Origin of the sequence: Simplicispira sp. 125, assembly GCF_003096555.1 — a bacterium.
Taxonomy (GTDB): domain Bacteria; phylum Pseudomonadota; class Gammaproteobacteria; order Burkholderiales; family Burkholderiaceae_C; genus Simplicispira.
The window spans coordinates 2,038,354-2,053,090 of record NZ_QEKM01000001.1 but is presented as its reverse complement, the minus strand read 5'-3'; the positions used below and the strand labels follow the sequence as shown (position 1 = coordinate 2,053,090).

General features: G+C 66.3%; 9 protein-coding genes and 1 pseudogene. 1 reads left to right on the top strand and 9 read right to left on the bottom strand.

The window, feature by feature from the left end; genetic code table 11:
• Positions 1 to 105: 105 nt before the first annotated feature.
• From C8D04_RS09550 to C8D04_RS09525, 6 genes and pseudogenes are all read right to left on the bottom strand, one after another.
• Positions 106 to 1,761 (bottom strand): acetolactate synthase large subunit, encoded by a 1,656-nt coding sequence (locus C8D04_RS09550; protein ID WP_116004630.1) that lies wholly within the window; start codon positions 1,759 to 1,761, stop codon positions 106 to 108.
• Between the two features lie 92 nt (positions 1,762 to 1,853).
• Positions 1,854 to 2,732: pseudogene (locus tag C8D04_RS09545) on the bottom strand (bile acid:sodium symporter family protein); the annotation flags it as partial.
• A gap of 37 nt (positions 2,733 to 2,769) precedes the next feature.
• Positions 2,770 to 4,257, bottom strand: coding sequence for a coniferyl aldehyde dehydrogenase (locus C8D04_RS09540; RefSeq protein ID WP_116004628.1), 1,488 nt, complete (start codon positions 4,255 to 4,257; stop codon positions 2,770 to 2,772).
• Positions 4,254 to 5,102: an SDR family NAD(P)-dependent oxidoreductase gene (locus C8D04_RS09535; protein WP_116004627.1), complete on the bottom strand. Its 849-nt coding sequence runs from the start codon at positions 5,100 to 5,102 to the stop codon at positions 4,254 to 4,256. Before C8D04_RS09535 ends, C8D04_RS09540 begins: the two co-directional genes overlap by 4 nt.
• Entirely contained in the window at positions 5,099 to 6,733 is a 1,635-nt protein-coding gene (locus C8D04_RS09530) for a GMC family oxidoreductase N-terminal domain-containing protein (RefSeq protein ID WP_116004626.1), read from the bottom strand. Before C8D04_RS09530 ends, C8D04_RS09535 begins: the two co-directional genes overlap by 4 nt.
• 59 nt (positions 6,734 to 6,792) lie before the next feature.
• Entirely contained in the window at positions 6,793 to 8,409 is a 1,617-nt protein-coding gene (locus C8D04_RS09525; RefSeq protein ID WP_116004625.1) for an FAD-dependent oxidoreductase, read from the bottom strand.
• 72 nt (positions 8,410 to 8,481) lie between these two features.
• Between C8D04_RS09525 and C8D04_RS09520 the strand changes: the two genes are divergently transcribed.
• Positions 8,482 to 9,522, top strand: a complete 1,041-nt coding sequence (locus tag C8D04_RS09520) for an AraC family transcriptional regulator (RefSeq protein WP_233521151.1) — start codon at positions 8,482 to 8,484, stop codon at positions 9,520 to 9,522.
• Here the strand turns inward: C8D04_RS09520 and C8D04_RS09515 are convergent.
• The 3 genes from C8D04_RS09515 to C8D04_RS09505 form a co-directional block, all read right to left on the bottom strand.
• Complete coding sequence (locus C8D04_RS09515; RefSeq protein ID WP_116004624.1) at positions 9,425 to 11,131, bottom strand: SulP family inorganic anion transporter; 1,707 nt, start codon at positions 11,129 to 11,131, stop codon at positions 9,425 to 9,427. The genes C8D04_RS09520 and C8D04_RS09515 overlap by 98 nt on opposite strands.
• 210 nt (positions 11,132 to 11,341) lie before the next feature.
• Entirely contained in the window at positions 11,342 to 13,423 is a 2,082-nt protein-coding gene (metG, locus tag C8D04_RS09510) for a methionine--tRNA ligase (protein ID WP_116004623.1), read from the bottom strand.
• A 31-nt stretch (positions 13,424 to 13,454) separates the two neighbouring features.
• The gene (locus tag C8D04_RS09505) at positions 13,455 to 14,711 is read right to left on the bottom strand and encodes a patatin-like phospholipase family protein (protein WP_116004622.1); all 1,257 of its coding nucleotides are present in this window, start codon (positions 14,709 to 14,711) and stop codon (positions 13,455 to 13,457) included.
• Positions 14,712 to 14,737: the final 26 nt, after the last annotated feature.

The following is a 14,737-nucleotide window of genomic DNA, read 5'->3' as shown; positions in this document are numbered from 1 at the left end:
CCCGGCGGGCGACTCCCGGTCTCCGCCCTCAGCCAAGGCACAGCGCAAACTATCAAAACAATAGCTGTCAGCGCATGCTAGATAAGCGCAAAGCCCCAAAAATACTCAAGGCGCAATCTTGCGCTTGAGCGCCCGCGCCACCGCCGGTGGCAAATGCGGTAGCGAGCGCAGCAGCCACGGCAGCACCTTGCGCTTGGCACCGCTAAGCGACTCGGGCACCAGCGCCTCGATCAAATGCGGCCCCGGTGTCGCCAGTGCGTATTCCAGCGCCTTGTTGAACCCCTCGGCCGTATCGGTACGCACCGCATGCACGCCCATGCCTTGGGCCAGCAGGGCGAAGTTGAGTGTGGGCCCGCTCAGGTCGAGCTGCGATTGGGCCTTGGGGCCCACCTCGTCGGCGCCCACGCGTTCCAGCTCCACGTTGAGCACCGAGTACGACGCGTTGTTGAACACGATGGACACCACATGCAGCTTCTCGCGCGCCATGGTCCACAGCGCCTGAAAGGTGTACATGGCGGTGCCGTCGCCAATCAGCGCAATCACAGGGCGGTCCGGGCAGGCAATGGCCGCGCCGACGGCGTTGGGCAGGCCTTGGCCGATGGCGCCGCCGGTGAGGGTGATGAGGTCGTGGCGCGGCGCGCCTGCCGTCATGGCGGAGAGCATCAGTCCCGAGGTGATGGCTTCATCGATCAGGATGGCGTTGTCTGGCAGCAGGTGGCCCACGGCCTTGCACACCTTGGGCGCGGTAAGTTTGCCGCGCGGGCGGCTTGGGCGCTGTGCGGCTTGCAGGGCGGGCGCGGTCTGCGTGGCGCCCAGCGCGGTGGCGAGTTGCTGCAGGCTGGCGGCTGCGTCTTGGGCCGGGGTGGAGAGCGTGTGCACGGTGCAGCTGTCGGGCACCAGCTCACTCTTCTTGCCGGGGTAGGCGAAGAAAGACACCGGCGCCTTGGCGTCGACCAGCACCAGGTGTTCGATCTCGGCCAACTGCACGCCCGCCATTTCGGCCAGGTAGGCAATGCGCTCGACCGCAGGCAGGCCTGCGCCCCGCTCCATGCGGGTGGGGAACACTTCGGCCAGCAGCTGCACGCCGCTATGCGCGGCAATGCGCGCGGCGGCCAGCAGCGCGGGCTCGCGCAGGGCGTGTCCGCCCAGCAGCAAGGCCGTTTTCTTGCCCGAGCGCAGCACCTCGGCAATGGCTTGCACCACCGCTGCGTCTGCAGCTTGGGGCGCGGGTCGCGCGGGCGGCGGGCAGGGCACGGCGCCCTCACCCCACGACACATCGGCTGGCAAGATCAGCGTGGCCACTTGCCCCGGCAGGCCGCGCGCAGCGGTGATGGCATCGGTGGCGTCCTGGCACAACTCGGCGGTGCTGGCCGAGGTGCGCACAAAGCCGGGCGACACATTGCGCGCCACGGTTTCAATGTCGGACTGCAGCTGGGCGTCCAAGCGCGTGTGGTAAGTGGCGTGGTCGCCCACGATGTTGACGACGGGCACCTTGCCCTTGCGCGCGTTGTGCAGGTTGGCCAGGCCATTGCCCAGGCCGCAGCCCAGATGCAAGAGCGTGGCAGCGGGTTTGCCCGCCATGCGGGCATAGCCGTCGGCCGCACCGGTGGCTACGCCTTCAAAGAGCGCCAATACGGCGCGCATGCGCGGTTCGCCGTCCAGCGCCGCGACAAAGTGCATCTCGCTGGTTCCGGGATTGCTGAAGCAGACTTCGACACCGGCGTCGGCCAGGGTTTTGATCAGTGCGTGTGCGCCGTTCATATTCGCTCCTTGATTGATAGCTGGTTGCGCTTGATGGGTAAGCGCTAGAGGTCTATTTGGCCTAAAAAATTGGAAAGGGAAGAGATTCGACTTCAGCCCGCCTGCTCCGGGGGCATGAAGCGGCGCATGGCGAGCGCAAACACCAGCCCTCCGGCGTACATCAACACGCCGTAGAGCGCGCCGGGAATGGCCAGGGCGTCGTCCTTGAGCACGGTGCTGGCAATCACCAGGGCCAGGGCCGCGTTCTGCACGGCGGTTTCAATGCCCAGCGTGACCGACTGACGGCGGGGCAGGCGCGCGGCCCAGGCCACGGCAAAGCCCACGCACAGCATGCTGATGTTGAGCAGCATGGCAAAGGGCGCCAGGCTGGCAAAGTTCTCGCGCAGCAGGGCCCAGTTCTTGGCCACGGCCAGCACCACGATGAGCACGAACAGCACCGTGGCGATGCGTGTGGCGCGCGGCTCGAAGCGCTGCGCCCACTGCGGCCAGCGCGCACGCGCCACCATGCCCAGGCTGACCGGAAGGCCCAGCATCAGCGCCACCTGGCCCATCATCAGCCCCACCGGCACATCGACCGCACGCGCCGCGCCCAGATAGTGGCCCAGCGCCCAGGTGACGATCAGCGGCAGCGTAAAGATGGTCGCCATGCTGGCCACGGCGGTAAAGCTCAGCGCCAGCGCCACGTCGCCCCGCGCAAGGTAGGTAAGCAGGTTGGAGGTGCTGCCCGTGGGGCAGGCCGCCAGGATCATGAAGCCCACGGCAAACACACCGCCCATGCCCCAGGCGCTGAGCAGGAGGTAGCAGGCCAGCGGCAACAGCACGAAGTGGCACACCACCCCCACCAGCAGGGCGCGCGGCTGGGTGAAGATGCGCTTGAAATCCGCCAGCGCCAGCCCCAGGCCGAGCGAGAACATGATGAACGCCAGAATGAGCGGCAGCAGCACGCTCGACGCGATATCCCCTTGCATGTGTGTCTCCTGTGGGTGTTCGGGTCGTGGTTTTTTAGATTCAACGACTGCGCCAGAGCATCGCGTTGAGCACCTTGCTCGCCAGCCCGGCGTAGGGCGGCGTGAGGAAGTTCACCGTGCGCAGCGGCCCCTGCTGAAACACCGGGCGTAGCTTGGAGAAGGTCAGAAAGCCCTCGCGTCCGTGGTAGTGGCCCATGCCGCTGGCGCCGACGCCGCCAAAGGGTAGGTGGTGCTGGCCGGCGTGCAGCAGGGTGTCGTTGAGCGTCACGCCGCCCGAGAGGGTTTGGCTCAGGTAGTGGTCCTGCAGGCTGCGGTCGTGGCTGAACAGGTACAGCGCCAGCGGGTGGGGGCGGTCGTTGATGTACTGCACCACCTCGTCCTTGTGGCGGTAGGGGAGGATGGGCAGCAGCGGGCCGAAGATTTCGCGCTGCATCACCTGCATGCCGGCGTGCACGCCGAGCAGCGCCACCGGCGGCATGATGCGCCGGGCCGCATCCCCCGCCTGGCCAGGGCAGAGCGGCACGGCCTGGGCGCCTTGCGCGATGGCGTCCTGCAGCATGGCTTGCAGGCGGTCGTACTGGCGCTGGTCGATGATGGCGGTGTAGTCGCCGTTGGTCAGGTCGGGGTAGCGCTGCGCCACGATGCGCTGGGCATGGGCGATGAAGGCCTCTTCCTGGCCCTCGGGCAGGAAGAGGTAATCGACGTTGGTGCAGATCTGCCCGGCGTTGAGCATCTTCACCCACAAAATGCGCTCGGCTGCCTTCTCCAGAGAGTAGTCCGGCGCGACGATGGCGGGCGACTTGCCGCCCAGCTCCAGCGTCACCGGCGTGAGGTGGGCGGCGCAGTTGGTCATCACCGCCTTGCCGGTTTGCGGTGAGCCGGTGAAGAACAGGTGGTTGAAGGGCAGTTGGGTGAACAGCGGCCCCAGCGACTGGCCCGGCCCGGCGTGTGCATCGGCAAATACGCTCACCTTATCAAAGGCAAAGTAGCGCGGCAGCAGGCTTTGCAGCAGGTGTGCCAGGTGGGCGGAGTTTTCCGACATCTTCACCATCACCCGGTTGCCGGCGGCCAGCGCACCGATCATGGGCTGCACCACCATGGCGATGGGGAAGTTCCACGGCACGACGATGCCGACCACGCCGAGCGGCTGGGCCTGCACGAAAGCGCTCGCGAGCGGGTACTGGGTAATGTCGAGCGGGCGCTTTTGCCGCTTCATCCAGCGCGGCAACTGCGAAACAGCGTGCAGCGCCGCCTCCTGGCCCTGCAGCAGTTCGGTCATCAGGGTCTCGAAGCGGCTGCGGCAGCCGAAATCCTGGTTGACGGCGTCGACCAGGGCGTCGCGGTTTTCCACGAGCAGGCCGTGCAGGGCGCGCAGGTCGGCGCGGCGCTCAGCGAGGCTGGGGGCGCGGTTCTGTGCAAAGGCGGCGCGTTGCTGTGTGAAGCAGTCGCGCAAATTTGCGGGGAGGTGGGCGGGGATGTCCGCCGGGGTCTGCGCGCTCAGGCTGGTGGTAGGGGGCAGGGTGCTCATGGCTGGGCTTTCTGGATTTTTTGCAAAGTGCGGGCGGTGATGCGGTCGCCCGTCCAGCGCGCCAGGCGCGGTACGTGACGCGAGAGGAAGGCGGTGAGCGCCGGACGCGGGCCATCGACGATCTCGAACTGGCGCCGGGCGATGCCGCGCAGCAGCACGGGCACCGAGGCATCGAGCGTGCGGCTGCCCGCAAAGGCCTTCATGGCGGCAGAGACGGGGTGCATGTGGCGCTTTTCCTGCACCACCATGGGCGTGAGGATCTCGCCCGGGCAGCACAGGCTCACGTCAATGCCCTGCGGTTGGAGTTCAAAGCGCAGCGCCTCGGCCAGGCCCCGCACGCCGTACTTGGATGCGCAGTAAGCGGTGTAGCCAAAGTTGCCGGTCAGCGCCGCCAGCGAGGCGATGAAAACCAAGTGGCTGCCCGCCGCCATGTGCGGCAGCACGGCGGCAGCCAAGTGGCGCGAGCCCTTCAAGTTGGTGTCGATCACGCGCTCGAAATCCTGCGCCGAGGACTCCAGCAGCGGCCCGTTGTGCAGCACACCCGCGCTGTGGATGACCAGTTGCGGCGCGCCCAAGTCCTCTGCTGCCTGTGCCACGGCGGCCTCGATGGCGCGGGCATCGGACACATCGGCGCGATAGCAGGCAAAGCGCTGCGCGGGGCTGCAGGCCTGGCTGCGCAGCGCCTGCAGCACGTCGTCAGCGGCCGAGCGGTTGAAGATCGCAATGCTCATGCCCTCGGCCGCCAGGCGCTGCGCCATGTCGCGGCCAATGCCGCTGCTGGCACCGGTGATGAACACCGTGCGCGGCGCGACGTGCTTCCAGGAATACACCGTGCGTGCCATCATTGCCAGTCCTCGCGCAGCAGGGCCGCGCCTTTCTCGCCCACCATGTAGCTGGGCGCAGTGGTGTTGCCGCCGGGAATCGTGGGGAAGATGGAGCTGTCGATCACGCGCAGCCCTTGCAGGCCATGCACGCGCAAGCGCGCATCGACCACGCTGGTGGCGGCCTCCGGCCCCATGCGGCAACTGCTGGTGGGGTGGTAGTTGGTGCCCGCAACATTGCGGCAGAACTGGGCGTAGTCCTCATCGCTGCGGCAGTGCGCGGTGCGCAGGTCGGCCTTGACGCGGCTGCGCATCGTGGGCGTGTCGTACACCTGCAGCACGCGGCGCACACCTGCCACCATGGTGGCCAGGTCATCGGGGTGCGAAAAATAGCGGTAGTCGATGGCGGGTGCGTCCTCCCAGTGCGGGCTGGCAATCTGCACGCTGCCCCGGCTTTTGGGGTGCAGCAGCAGCACGTGGGTGGACAGGCCGTGCTTGGCGTACACGTCGCGCCCGTGGTCCATGGCCAGCACGACGACAAACTCGTACTGGATTTCGGGCAGGGGTGCGTCGGGGGTCAGGCGCATGAAGCCCGTGACTTCGGCAAAGTTGGTCGTGCACATGCCCCGGCGTTCGCGCCGCCAGCGGCGCATGGCACGCCACAGGTTCAGCGCCCCGGTGGGCGAGATGCCCGCCAGGTGGGGGTCGCCCGGAATGTGATGGCCCAGGATCACGTCCACATGGTCTTGCAGGTGCTGGCCCACGGCCGGCAGGTGCGCCACGACGGGGATGCCCATGCGCTGCAGCAGCGCGCCATCGCCCACGCCCGAGAGCTGTAAAAGTTTGGCCGAGAGCAGGCCGCCGCTGCTGACGATGACCTCTTTGCGCGCACGGATCTGGCGCTTGGTGCCGCCCTGCACCACCTCCACGCCCACGGCGCGCTGGCCCTCGAACAGCACGCGCGTGACCGGGCTGTCGCACTGCAGTTGCAGTTTGGGGCGCGTGCCCAGGTGCGGCAGGATGTAGGCTTGGCCCGCATGGTGGCGCTCACCGCCTTTCATCATTACCTGCGTGGGGCGAAACCCGTCCTGCACCGCGCCGTTCAGGTCGGGGTTGCAGGGCCAGCCCGCTTCCTGGCAGGCTTGGCGCAGCGTGGCGTGCCAGGGGTTGTCGGTGCGCAGTTCCTCCACCCACACCGGGCCGCCCTGGCCGTGGTAGGGGTCGCCGGGGGTGTTGAAGGTCTGGTTGTTCTCACTTTTTTTGAAGTAGGGCAGCACATCGCTCCAGCCCCAGCCGGGGTTGCCCGCCTGGGCCCAGCCGTCGTAATCGAGCGGGTTGCCGCGCATGTACATCAGCATGTTCAGCGCCGTGCCACCGCCCAGGCCGCGCCCCAGCGGGTTGTAAGAGATGCGGCCATTGAGGCCGGGATCTGGCAGGCTGTTAAAGCCCCAGTTGTAGGCGCTGGCTTTGGTGCCATAGGCCAGCGCCCCCAGCGCGGCATTGCTGCCCAGCAGGCCTTGGCGCTGGCCCGGCCCGGCTTCGAGCAGCAGCACCTGCTGGCGCGGGTCTTCCGACAGGCGCGAAGCCACGGCGCAGCCCGCGGGGCCGGAGCCGATGACGATGAAGTCGGGTTCCATGTGGACTATTTTTTTCATAGCTGCTTGCGCTTGCTGTGTCTGCGCTGAACCGGGTTTTTATTCAAAATTGCCATGCATCAACCGGCAGTGATATGCCGCGCCGCAGCCCGCGCCGTGAGGATGCAGCCGGGCAAAAAGGTGCCTTCCAGCGAGCGCTTTCCGCTGGCGCCGCCGCCGCCAAATCCTGCGGCCTCGCCCACGCAGTAAAGGCCGCCGATGGGCTGGCCCGCGCCGTCCAAGACGCGGCTTTGCAAGTCGGTCTGCAGGCCGCCCAGGCTTTTGCGCGTGATGAGCTGCATCTGGATGGCAATGAACGGGCCCGCCCCGGGCTTTTGCAAGGGTGCTGGCGCGCAGGTGCGCAGCTTGTCTGGCCCCCATTGGCGGGCGTGCCGGATGCGGCGAATCTGGTCATCGTTGTTGAGCCTGTCGCCGTTGGCAAAGTTTGCGTCAAAGCGGTCTGCCGTGGCTTGCAGTACCGCAGGGTCTATGTCGTTGGAGCAGGTCAGCGCATTCATTTTTTCCGTCAACCCGGCGAGTGTGTCATCCACTAAAAAGTAGCGGCTCTCACTTTGCATTTGGCGCACCAGGCGGTGGTTGCCCAGCAGGGTTTCTTTCAGGAACGCGGGGAACTGCATGTCGCGGATGCGCTGGTTGTGCTCAGCACCGGAGATGGCAAATTCTTTGGCGGCAATGCGCCAGTTCAACAAGTGCCAGGTCCAGGGCTTCTCTTGTGCGGCGACGCGCTGGCACAGCCAGTGGGTGTCAAAGCCGGTAACCAGCGGCTCGGGGCCGATGCGCTCGCCACGGTGGTTTAGCCACAGCGCCGATTTGCACGGAATGGTGGACAGGCCATGGCCCTTAAAGTGCGGAAACGGGTGAGGAAAGCCCGCTGCGTAGTTCCACATTTCGCCCGCGTGGGTGATTTTCCCGCCCAGCGCATCGGCCACCCAGTGGTGCATCTTGCCGTCGGCAAAGGGGTGCGCGCCATTGAGCATCTGGCTGGGGCAGGGGCGGTCTTGGGGCCAGTTGGCGCGGGCTTGCGCGTGGCTGCCGTTGATGCCGCCCATGGCCAGCACCACTACGGGCGCCGACAGGCGCATCTCTGCGCCGGTGGCGTCGTTCACCGCCACGGCGCCCGAGACCTGGCCTGCGCTGTGTTCCAGCGCGGTGACGCGGTGTTGGTGTAGCAGGGTGAGGCGTCCGGCGCCTCGGCCTGTGGTGGCCGCCGTGCGCAGCGCGGCGATCATGCGGCGCGTGAGTTCGCGCGCCGTGCCCCAGACCACGTGGTAACGCGGCACGCTATTACCGTCGCCGTTCAGGCCGCGTTCGACCCAGTTCACGGCGGGCATGAATTTCACGCCTTCGGCCAGCAACCAGTCGTACACCTGCCTGCTCGAATGCTGCACGTAGTGCTCGGCCCATTCGCGCGGGTGCACATCGTTCTCGCCCAGCTCGGAAAAATTCAGCCAGTCGCGCAGGGCCAACTCGGGGGTGTCGGGGATTTTCATGCGCGCCTGCAGCGCCGTGCCGACCAAGGCCATACCGCCAAAGGCCCACAGGGCCAGGCCGCCAAAACGTTCGGGGGTGTCGCGGTCGACCAGCGCGACGGATTGGCCCGCGCGCAGGCATTCCAGCGCGGTGACGATACCGGCCAGCCCACCTCCAACGATTACCACATCGTGCTGTGACTGCATCGCTTGTCTCCTTTTTTATGGCTGAACCATAGCCCCTTATCATGGAATTTTTCTTGACCTTGGAGTTACTGCATGTTGACTTCAGCGCCCAGCGTTTCCCTGAGCTGGGTCAATACCGTCATTGCTGCCGCCGAGCGCCAGGGCGTGCCCTGCGCCGACCTGCTGGCGCGCGCCGGGGTGGCGCACGAACGTCTGGGCGGGCTGCGCTGGCCGGTGGACGACATCACCCGCCTCTGGCGCGCCGCCGCTGAACTGACGGGTGACGCCGCCTTTGGCCTCAATACCGGGCGCCAGGTGGGGCCGGGCAGCTTCAATGTGGTCAGCTTTATCCTGCTGTCGTCGGCCACGCTGCGCAGTGCCATCGGCCAGTTGCAGGAGTACCAGCGCCTCATCAGCGACGGCGGTCGTTTTCAAATGTTGACCGGGGTGCAGCACAGCTGGCTCATCTACCACCCGCAGCAGGGCAGCCTTGCGTTCAGCCCGCACCAGGTGGAGTCGGTGCTGGCTGCAGCCGTGTGCTTTAGCCGCTGGGTGACCGGCCAGCCGCTAAAACCCGTGCGCGTGCAGTTCAGCCATGGGCAGATCGGGCCTTTGTCGGCCTATATGCAAGCCCTGGCGGCCGAGGTGCAGTTCGAGCAGGCTTTCAACGGCCTGCTGCTGGACAACACCGTGCTGGATGCCCCCTTGCCCCAGGCCGATGCTGAACTGGCGCAACTGCACCGCGCCCATGCGGCGGCGCAGCTGGCTGCGTTGTCGGCGCCCGTGTTGCTGCGCACCCGGGTCGAGCAATGGCTGACCGGCGCGCTCGATGGCAGCGCGCCGGGCCGCGCGCAGGCGGCGCGCCAGTTTGGACTGGGGGAGCGGGCGTTTGCGCGGCGGCTGCAGGACGAAGACGTGCGCTACGCCGACCTGGTCGATGGCGTGCGCCATGCGCTGGCTTGCCAGGCCGTGGCCGGTGGGGCCGAGCCGTTTGTGCATATTGCGCGGCGGCTGGGATTTTCGGAGGCCAGTGCCTTCAACCGGGCGTTTCGCCGCTGGACGGGCTGTGCCCCGGGGGACTGGCAGCAGCAGAGGGCTGCGGCGCCGCAGACTGCGCCGCCAGACGGGCGTTGAAACCCGATCGTTCCAGGAGCGATGCGGGCTGTTCTTGTGCGCCACAAAGCGTCAGCCGTCCGCCGCGTTCCGTCACTGCCTTGAGGATCTGCTCCAGACCTTCAAGGCCCGTGGTGTCCAGGGCGAACAGGTCACTGGCGTCCAGCCGCACCTGCACGCCCAGGGGGGCCGCTTCGATGGCCTCCACCAGCGGGTCCACCTTGCTGGCAGCGCCAAAGAACAGCACGCCGTGCAGGCGCCAGGCCAGGTTCGGTACGCCCGCCTGCACCGGAGTTTCGGGCTCTGCGCGAAAGAGCTCGCTCATGCGCCTGACAAACAATGCGCAGGCCAGCACCAGACCCACCTGCACGGCCACGGTAAGGTCAAACACCACCGTGAGGAAAAACGTCCCCAGCAACAGCAAGCGGTAGTGGTTGGAAAAGTGCTTGAGGCGCGCAAACTCGTGCCATTCGCCCATGTTCCAGGCCACGTGCAGCAGGATGCCCGCCAGCACCGCCAGCGGAATGTGCAGCGCCAGCGGGGCCGCCACCAACACGATGGCGGCCAATGTGGCGGCATGCACGATGCCTGCGACGGGGGACGTTGCCCCGGCGCGCAGATTGGTCACGGTGCGCGCAATGGTGCCGGTGACCGGCATGCCGCCGAAAAACGGAACCACGAAATTGGCGACGCCCTGGGCCATCAGTTCCTGGTTGGGGTCGTGTTTGCGAATGTACGGGCTGTCGGCGAGCTGGTCGGCAACACGAGCGCACAGGAGCGATTCGATAGCGCCCAGCAAGGCAATGGTGATGGTGGGGGCCACCAGCAGGCGCACCGTGTCCCAGGAAAACTCGGGCAGCGCAAACACCGGCAGGCTTTGCGGTATGCCGCCAAAGCGGGTGCCCAGCGTCTCTACCGGGTAGCCCATGCCGTGTGACAGGGCCGTGAGCGTGATGAGCGCGACCACCGGCGCGGGGATGCGCACAAAGGAGCGCACCGTATGGCCACCCGGCATGCGCAGTACCGGTGAATCGTGCATGAAGAGGCGCGGCCACAGAAACAGGCCTGCCAGGCAGGCTGCGCCCAGGCCCAGCGCGTAGGGATTCACGGTGCCCACGTGCAGCGCCATGACGTGCACTTGCGAGAAGAAATTGCCCGGCATCTTGTCGATGGCCAGGCCCAGAAAATCCTTGAGCTGCGAAACGGCAATCAGCACCGCAATGCCGTTGGTGAAACCGATGACGATGCTGACCGGCACAAAGCGCACCAGGCTGCCCAGACGCAGCAGCCCCAAGGCAAACAGCAGCACGCCGGCGCAGGCGGTGGAAATGAGCAGGTTGGCGACGCCGTAGCGCTCGACGATGCCGTAGACGATGACGATGAAGGCGCCCGCTGGCCCGCCAATCTGCACATTCGTGCCGCCCAGCAATGCCACCAGGAAACCACCGATGATGGCCGTCCACAGCCCGGCTTGCGGCGGCAGTCCGCTGGCGATGGCAAATGCCATGGCCAGCGGTAGCGCCACCACGCCGACCGTGGCACCGGCCCCCAGGTCGGCCAATGCGCGGCTGTGGTTGTAGCCGCGCAGGGCGTCAACGATGCGGGGACGAAAGGCGAATGAAAAAGACATGCAGGCAACTCCGGGAAGTGAGTGTCACATCGACGGAGGGCTGCCGCACGGCCGCAGACTGCGCGGAGAGGGCTTGCGGAGGGGCATGCTGCGATTCATGGGGCGTACCAGTGTAAGTGCGCCCCATCGGCGCGCAACTGCCGACAACCCGTAGCAAAAAAACCGCCTGCTGTCAGGCCCGGGAAAGACCCTTGTGCTGAGGTCGCCGTCTCAGCGCACGCGCATGCCCGGCGTGGCACCCGGCCAGGGGCTGAGCACGTGGATGCCGGGGTTCTGCTTCTCGTCGCCATGGCTGGCGGCCAGCACCATGCCTTCGGACACGCCAAACTTCATCTTGCGCGGGGCCAGATTGGCCACCATCACGGTGAGCTTGCCCACCAGCTCCTGGGGCTGGTAGCTGCTGGCGATGCCGCTGAACACGTTGCGCGTGCGGCCTTCGCCCACATCCAGTGTCAGGCGCAGCAGCTTGGTCGAGCCTTCCACAGGCTCGCAGTTCACGATCAGCGCGATGCGCAGGTCAATCTTGGCGAAATCGTCGATGGTGATGGTGGGGGCCAGCTCCTCGCCGCCGGGTACTACTGTATTTGTAGCTGCTTGCGCTTTCTCCGCTTGGGCTGGAGGCTCAAACAATGCTTCAAGTTGCTTCGCGTCCACGCGCTGCATCAGGTGCTTGTAGTCACCAATCACATGGCCCTGGCCCAGCATGGTCTGCGTGCTGGCAAAGTCGAAGGGCGCTACCTTCAGGAAGGCTTCCACCTGCGCAGCCAGGAGCGGTAGCACGGGCTTGAGCAGGATGGTGAGCAGGCGGAACGCTTCGATGCAGGTAGTGCACACGTCCTGCAGGCGCTCTTCCATGCCGTCCTGCTTGGCCAGCTCCCAGGGCTTGTTCTGGTCGACGTAGGCGTTGACCCGGTCGGCCAGCAGCATGGTCTCGCGCAGGGCCTTGCCATATTCGCGCTCGGCCAGCAGTTCGATGATGGAGGGCGCCACCGTGCGCAGGTGCTCCAGCAGCGCGTCGCCATCGGCCGAGACTTCGCCCAGGGCTCCGCCAAAACGTTTGGCGATGAAACCGGCCGCGCGCGATGCGATGTTGATGTACTTGCCGATCAGGTCGCTGTTGACGCGGGCCATGAAGTCGTCGGCGTTGAAGTCGATGTCTTCGTTGCGGCTGCTCAGCTTGGTGGCCAGGTAGTAGCGCAGCCATTCGGCGTTCATGCCCAGGCCCAGGTACTTGAGAGGGTCCAGGCCCGTGCCCCGGCTCTTGCTCATCTTTTCGCCGTTGTTCACGGTGAGAAAGCCGTGTACGAACACCGCATCGGGCACCTTGCGGCCACTGAACTTGAGCGTGGCCGGCCAGAACAGGGTGTGGAAGGTGACGATGTCCTTGCCAATGAAGTGGTACTGCTCCAGGGCCGGATCGGCCATGTAGGCGTCGTAGTCTTCACCACGCTTGTCGAGCAGGTTTTTCAGCGAAGCCAGGTAGCCAATGGGGGCATCGAGCCAGACGTAAAAGTACTTGCCCGGCGCATCGGGGATCTCGATGCCAAAGTAGGGCGCATCGCGCGAGATGTCCCAGTCACCCAGGCCCTCGCTGGTGCTGCCGTCGGGGTTGGTGCGCACGGTGAACCATTCGCGCACCTTGTTGGCCACCTCGGGCTGCAGGCGGCCGTCCTGCGTCCAATCTTCCAGGAAAGCCACGCAGCGCGGGTCGGAGAGCTTGAAGAAAAAATGCTCCGAGCTCTTGAGCACGGGCTTGGCGCCCGACAGTGCGGAATAGGGGTTGATCAGATCGGTGGGCGCATACACCGCGCCGCAGACCTCACAGTTGTCGCCGTATTGGTCCTTGGCGTGGCATTTGGGGCACTCGCCCTTGATGAAGCGGTCGGGCAGAAACATGTTCTTCTCGGGGTCGAAGAACTGCTCGATGGTGCGCGTTTCAATCAGGCCATTGGCCTTGAGGTCGCGGTAAATGTCCTGCGCGAGCTGGTGGTTTTCGGGGGCGTCCGTGCTGTGCCAGTTGTCGAATGCGATGTGAAAGCCATCGAGGTACTGCTGGCGCCCGGCGGCGATGTCGGCCACGAACTGCTGGGGAGTCTTGCCCGCCTTTTCGGCAGCAATCATGATGGGGGCGCCGTGCGTGTCGTCGGCCCCGACAAAATTCACCGCGTTGCCCAGCATGCGCTGGGTGCGTACCCAGATGTCGGCCTGGATGTATTCCATGATGTGGCCGATGTGGAAATGGCCGTTGGCATACGGCAGGGCGGTGGTAACGAAGAGTTTGCGTGCGGGCATCGGTAGCGGCTTTCTGGCGGAACCCGCGATTTTAGGCTTTTGCCTCCCCGACCGGTGTCGGCAGGGGTGCTCCCGTATCGTTCCAGCCAAAGAAGCGGCATACGGCGGCGCGCTGGGCCAGGGTGTCGGCGCGGCCCAGGGCCATCAGGTCGCGTGTGTAGCCTTGCTCAAACAGCAGGTAGCTGGCCAGCGCGGCGCCGCGCACATCCTGCATGTTGGCGGTAACGCCCAGGGCGCCCAGCATGGTGCGCACCGGCGCGGGCAGGTCGGCCACGTGGCGCGCGGCCACGGCATCCAGACGCTGGGACGGTGCGATCACCAGCAGCTCGATGGGCCGCAGCGCGCTGTTGTTGCGTGCCTCGGGCGGGATGAGTGCAATGGTCTGGTTGATGCGCTGCATGCGCTCGACATCGACCGACAGCGCATCCAGAAAGATGTTGGACAGCGCATGCCCCGCGATTTGTGCCAGCGAAGGGTAACCATTGGACAGCAGGGGCGCGCCCTCGGTTTTGGGCTCGTGCATGCGACCCGCGCCCACCACCAGAATGCGCTCGGCGCCCAGGTGGATGGCCGCTGCGATAGGTGCGGACTGGCGCATGGAACCATCGCCAAAATATTCGGTGCGGTCTTCGACGTCGATCGCCGTGGCCGGAAAGACGAACGGAATGGCAGACGAGGCCAGCAGATGCTCGTGCGTAATGCGGTCGCGCACGGCGCGGCGCTGCGAGCGCACCCAGGGGTCCAGCCGCTCGCCCGCTTCAAAAAAAGTCACATGGTCGCCCGTGCTATAGCTCGAGGCCGTGACCGCCAGCGCCTGCAGATGGCCTTGGCGTATCAGGCGCGGCAAACGCACCAGCGGCACCATCTTGATCAGTAGCTTGGCCAGCGGTGCGTTGTCCAGCAGCGAGCGCGGCCGCATGCGGCGCCATTTCGCCAGCACCCAGCCCAGCGACAGCAGTGTGAGCCAGCGCGCACCGCTGCGCGCCACGCTGAGGGAGTCGGCGCGGTACACCTGCTGCGCATGAAAGTTGCTCCACACCCGCACGATGCGCCGCACGACCCGGTCGAACTGGTCGGCACCGCAGGCCAGCGCCGCAGCGTTGATGGCGCCCGCCGAGGTGCCGGTGATGATGGGAAAGGGGTTGGGCTCCTTGCCCGCACCGCAGGCCAGGCGCAGGTCTGCAATGGCTTCGAGCACACCGACCTGGTAGGCCGCTCGTGCGCCGCCGCCGGTCAGCAGCAGGCCGGTGCGGGGTGTGGTGGAAGGCGGTGCTTCAGGCTGGGGCATGCCTGCAAGTGTGCAGCCGCATCAGT

What these genes read in the sequence shown, in the direction of transcription:
- C8D04_RS09550 (WP_116004630.1), bottom strand. Translation starts at nt 1,761, where the DNA reads ATGAACGGCGCACACGCACTGATCAAAACCCTGGCCGACGCCGGTGTC.
- C8D04_RS09540 (WP_116004628.1), bottom strand. Translation starts at nt 4,257, where the DNA reads ATGAGCACCCTGCCCCCTACCACCAGCCTGAGCGCGCAGACCCCGGCG.
- C8D04_RS09535 (WP_116004627.1), bottom strand. Translation starts at nt 5,102, where the DNA reads ATGATGGCACGCACGGTGTATTCCTGGAAGCACGTCGCGCCGCGCACG.
- C8D04_RS09530 (WP_116004626.1), bottom strand. Translation starts at nt 6,733, where the DNA reads ATGAAAAAAATAGTCCACATGGAACCCGACTTCATCGTCATCGGCTCC.
- C8D04_RS09525 (WP_116004625.1), bottom strand. Translation starts at nt 8,409, where the DNA reads ATGCAGTCACAGCACGATGTGGTAATCGTTGGAGGTGGGCTGGCCGGT.
- C8D04_RS09520 (WP_233521151.1), top strand. Translation starts at nt 8,482, where the DNA reads ATGTTGACTTCAGCGCCCAGCGTTTCCCTGAGCTGGGTCAATACCGTC.
- C8D04_RS09515 (WP_116004624.1), bottom strand. Translation starts at nt 11,131, where the DNA reads ATGTCTTTTTCATTCGCCTTTCGTCCCCGCATCGTTGACGCCCTGCGC.
- metG (WP_116004623.1), bottom strand. Translation starts at nt 13,423, where the DNA reads ATGCCCGCACGCAAACTCTTCGTTACCACCGCCCTGCCGTATGCCAAC.
- C8D04_RS09505 (WP_116004622.1), bottom strand. Translation starts at nt 14,711, where the DNA reads ATGCCCCAGCCTGAAGCACCGCCTTCCACCACACCCCGCACCGGCCTG.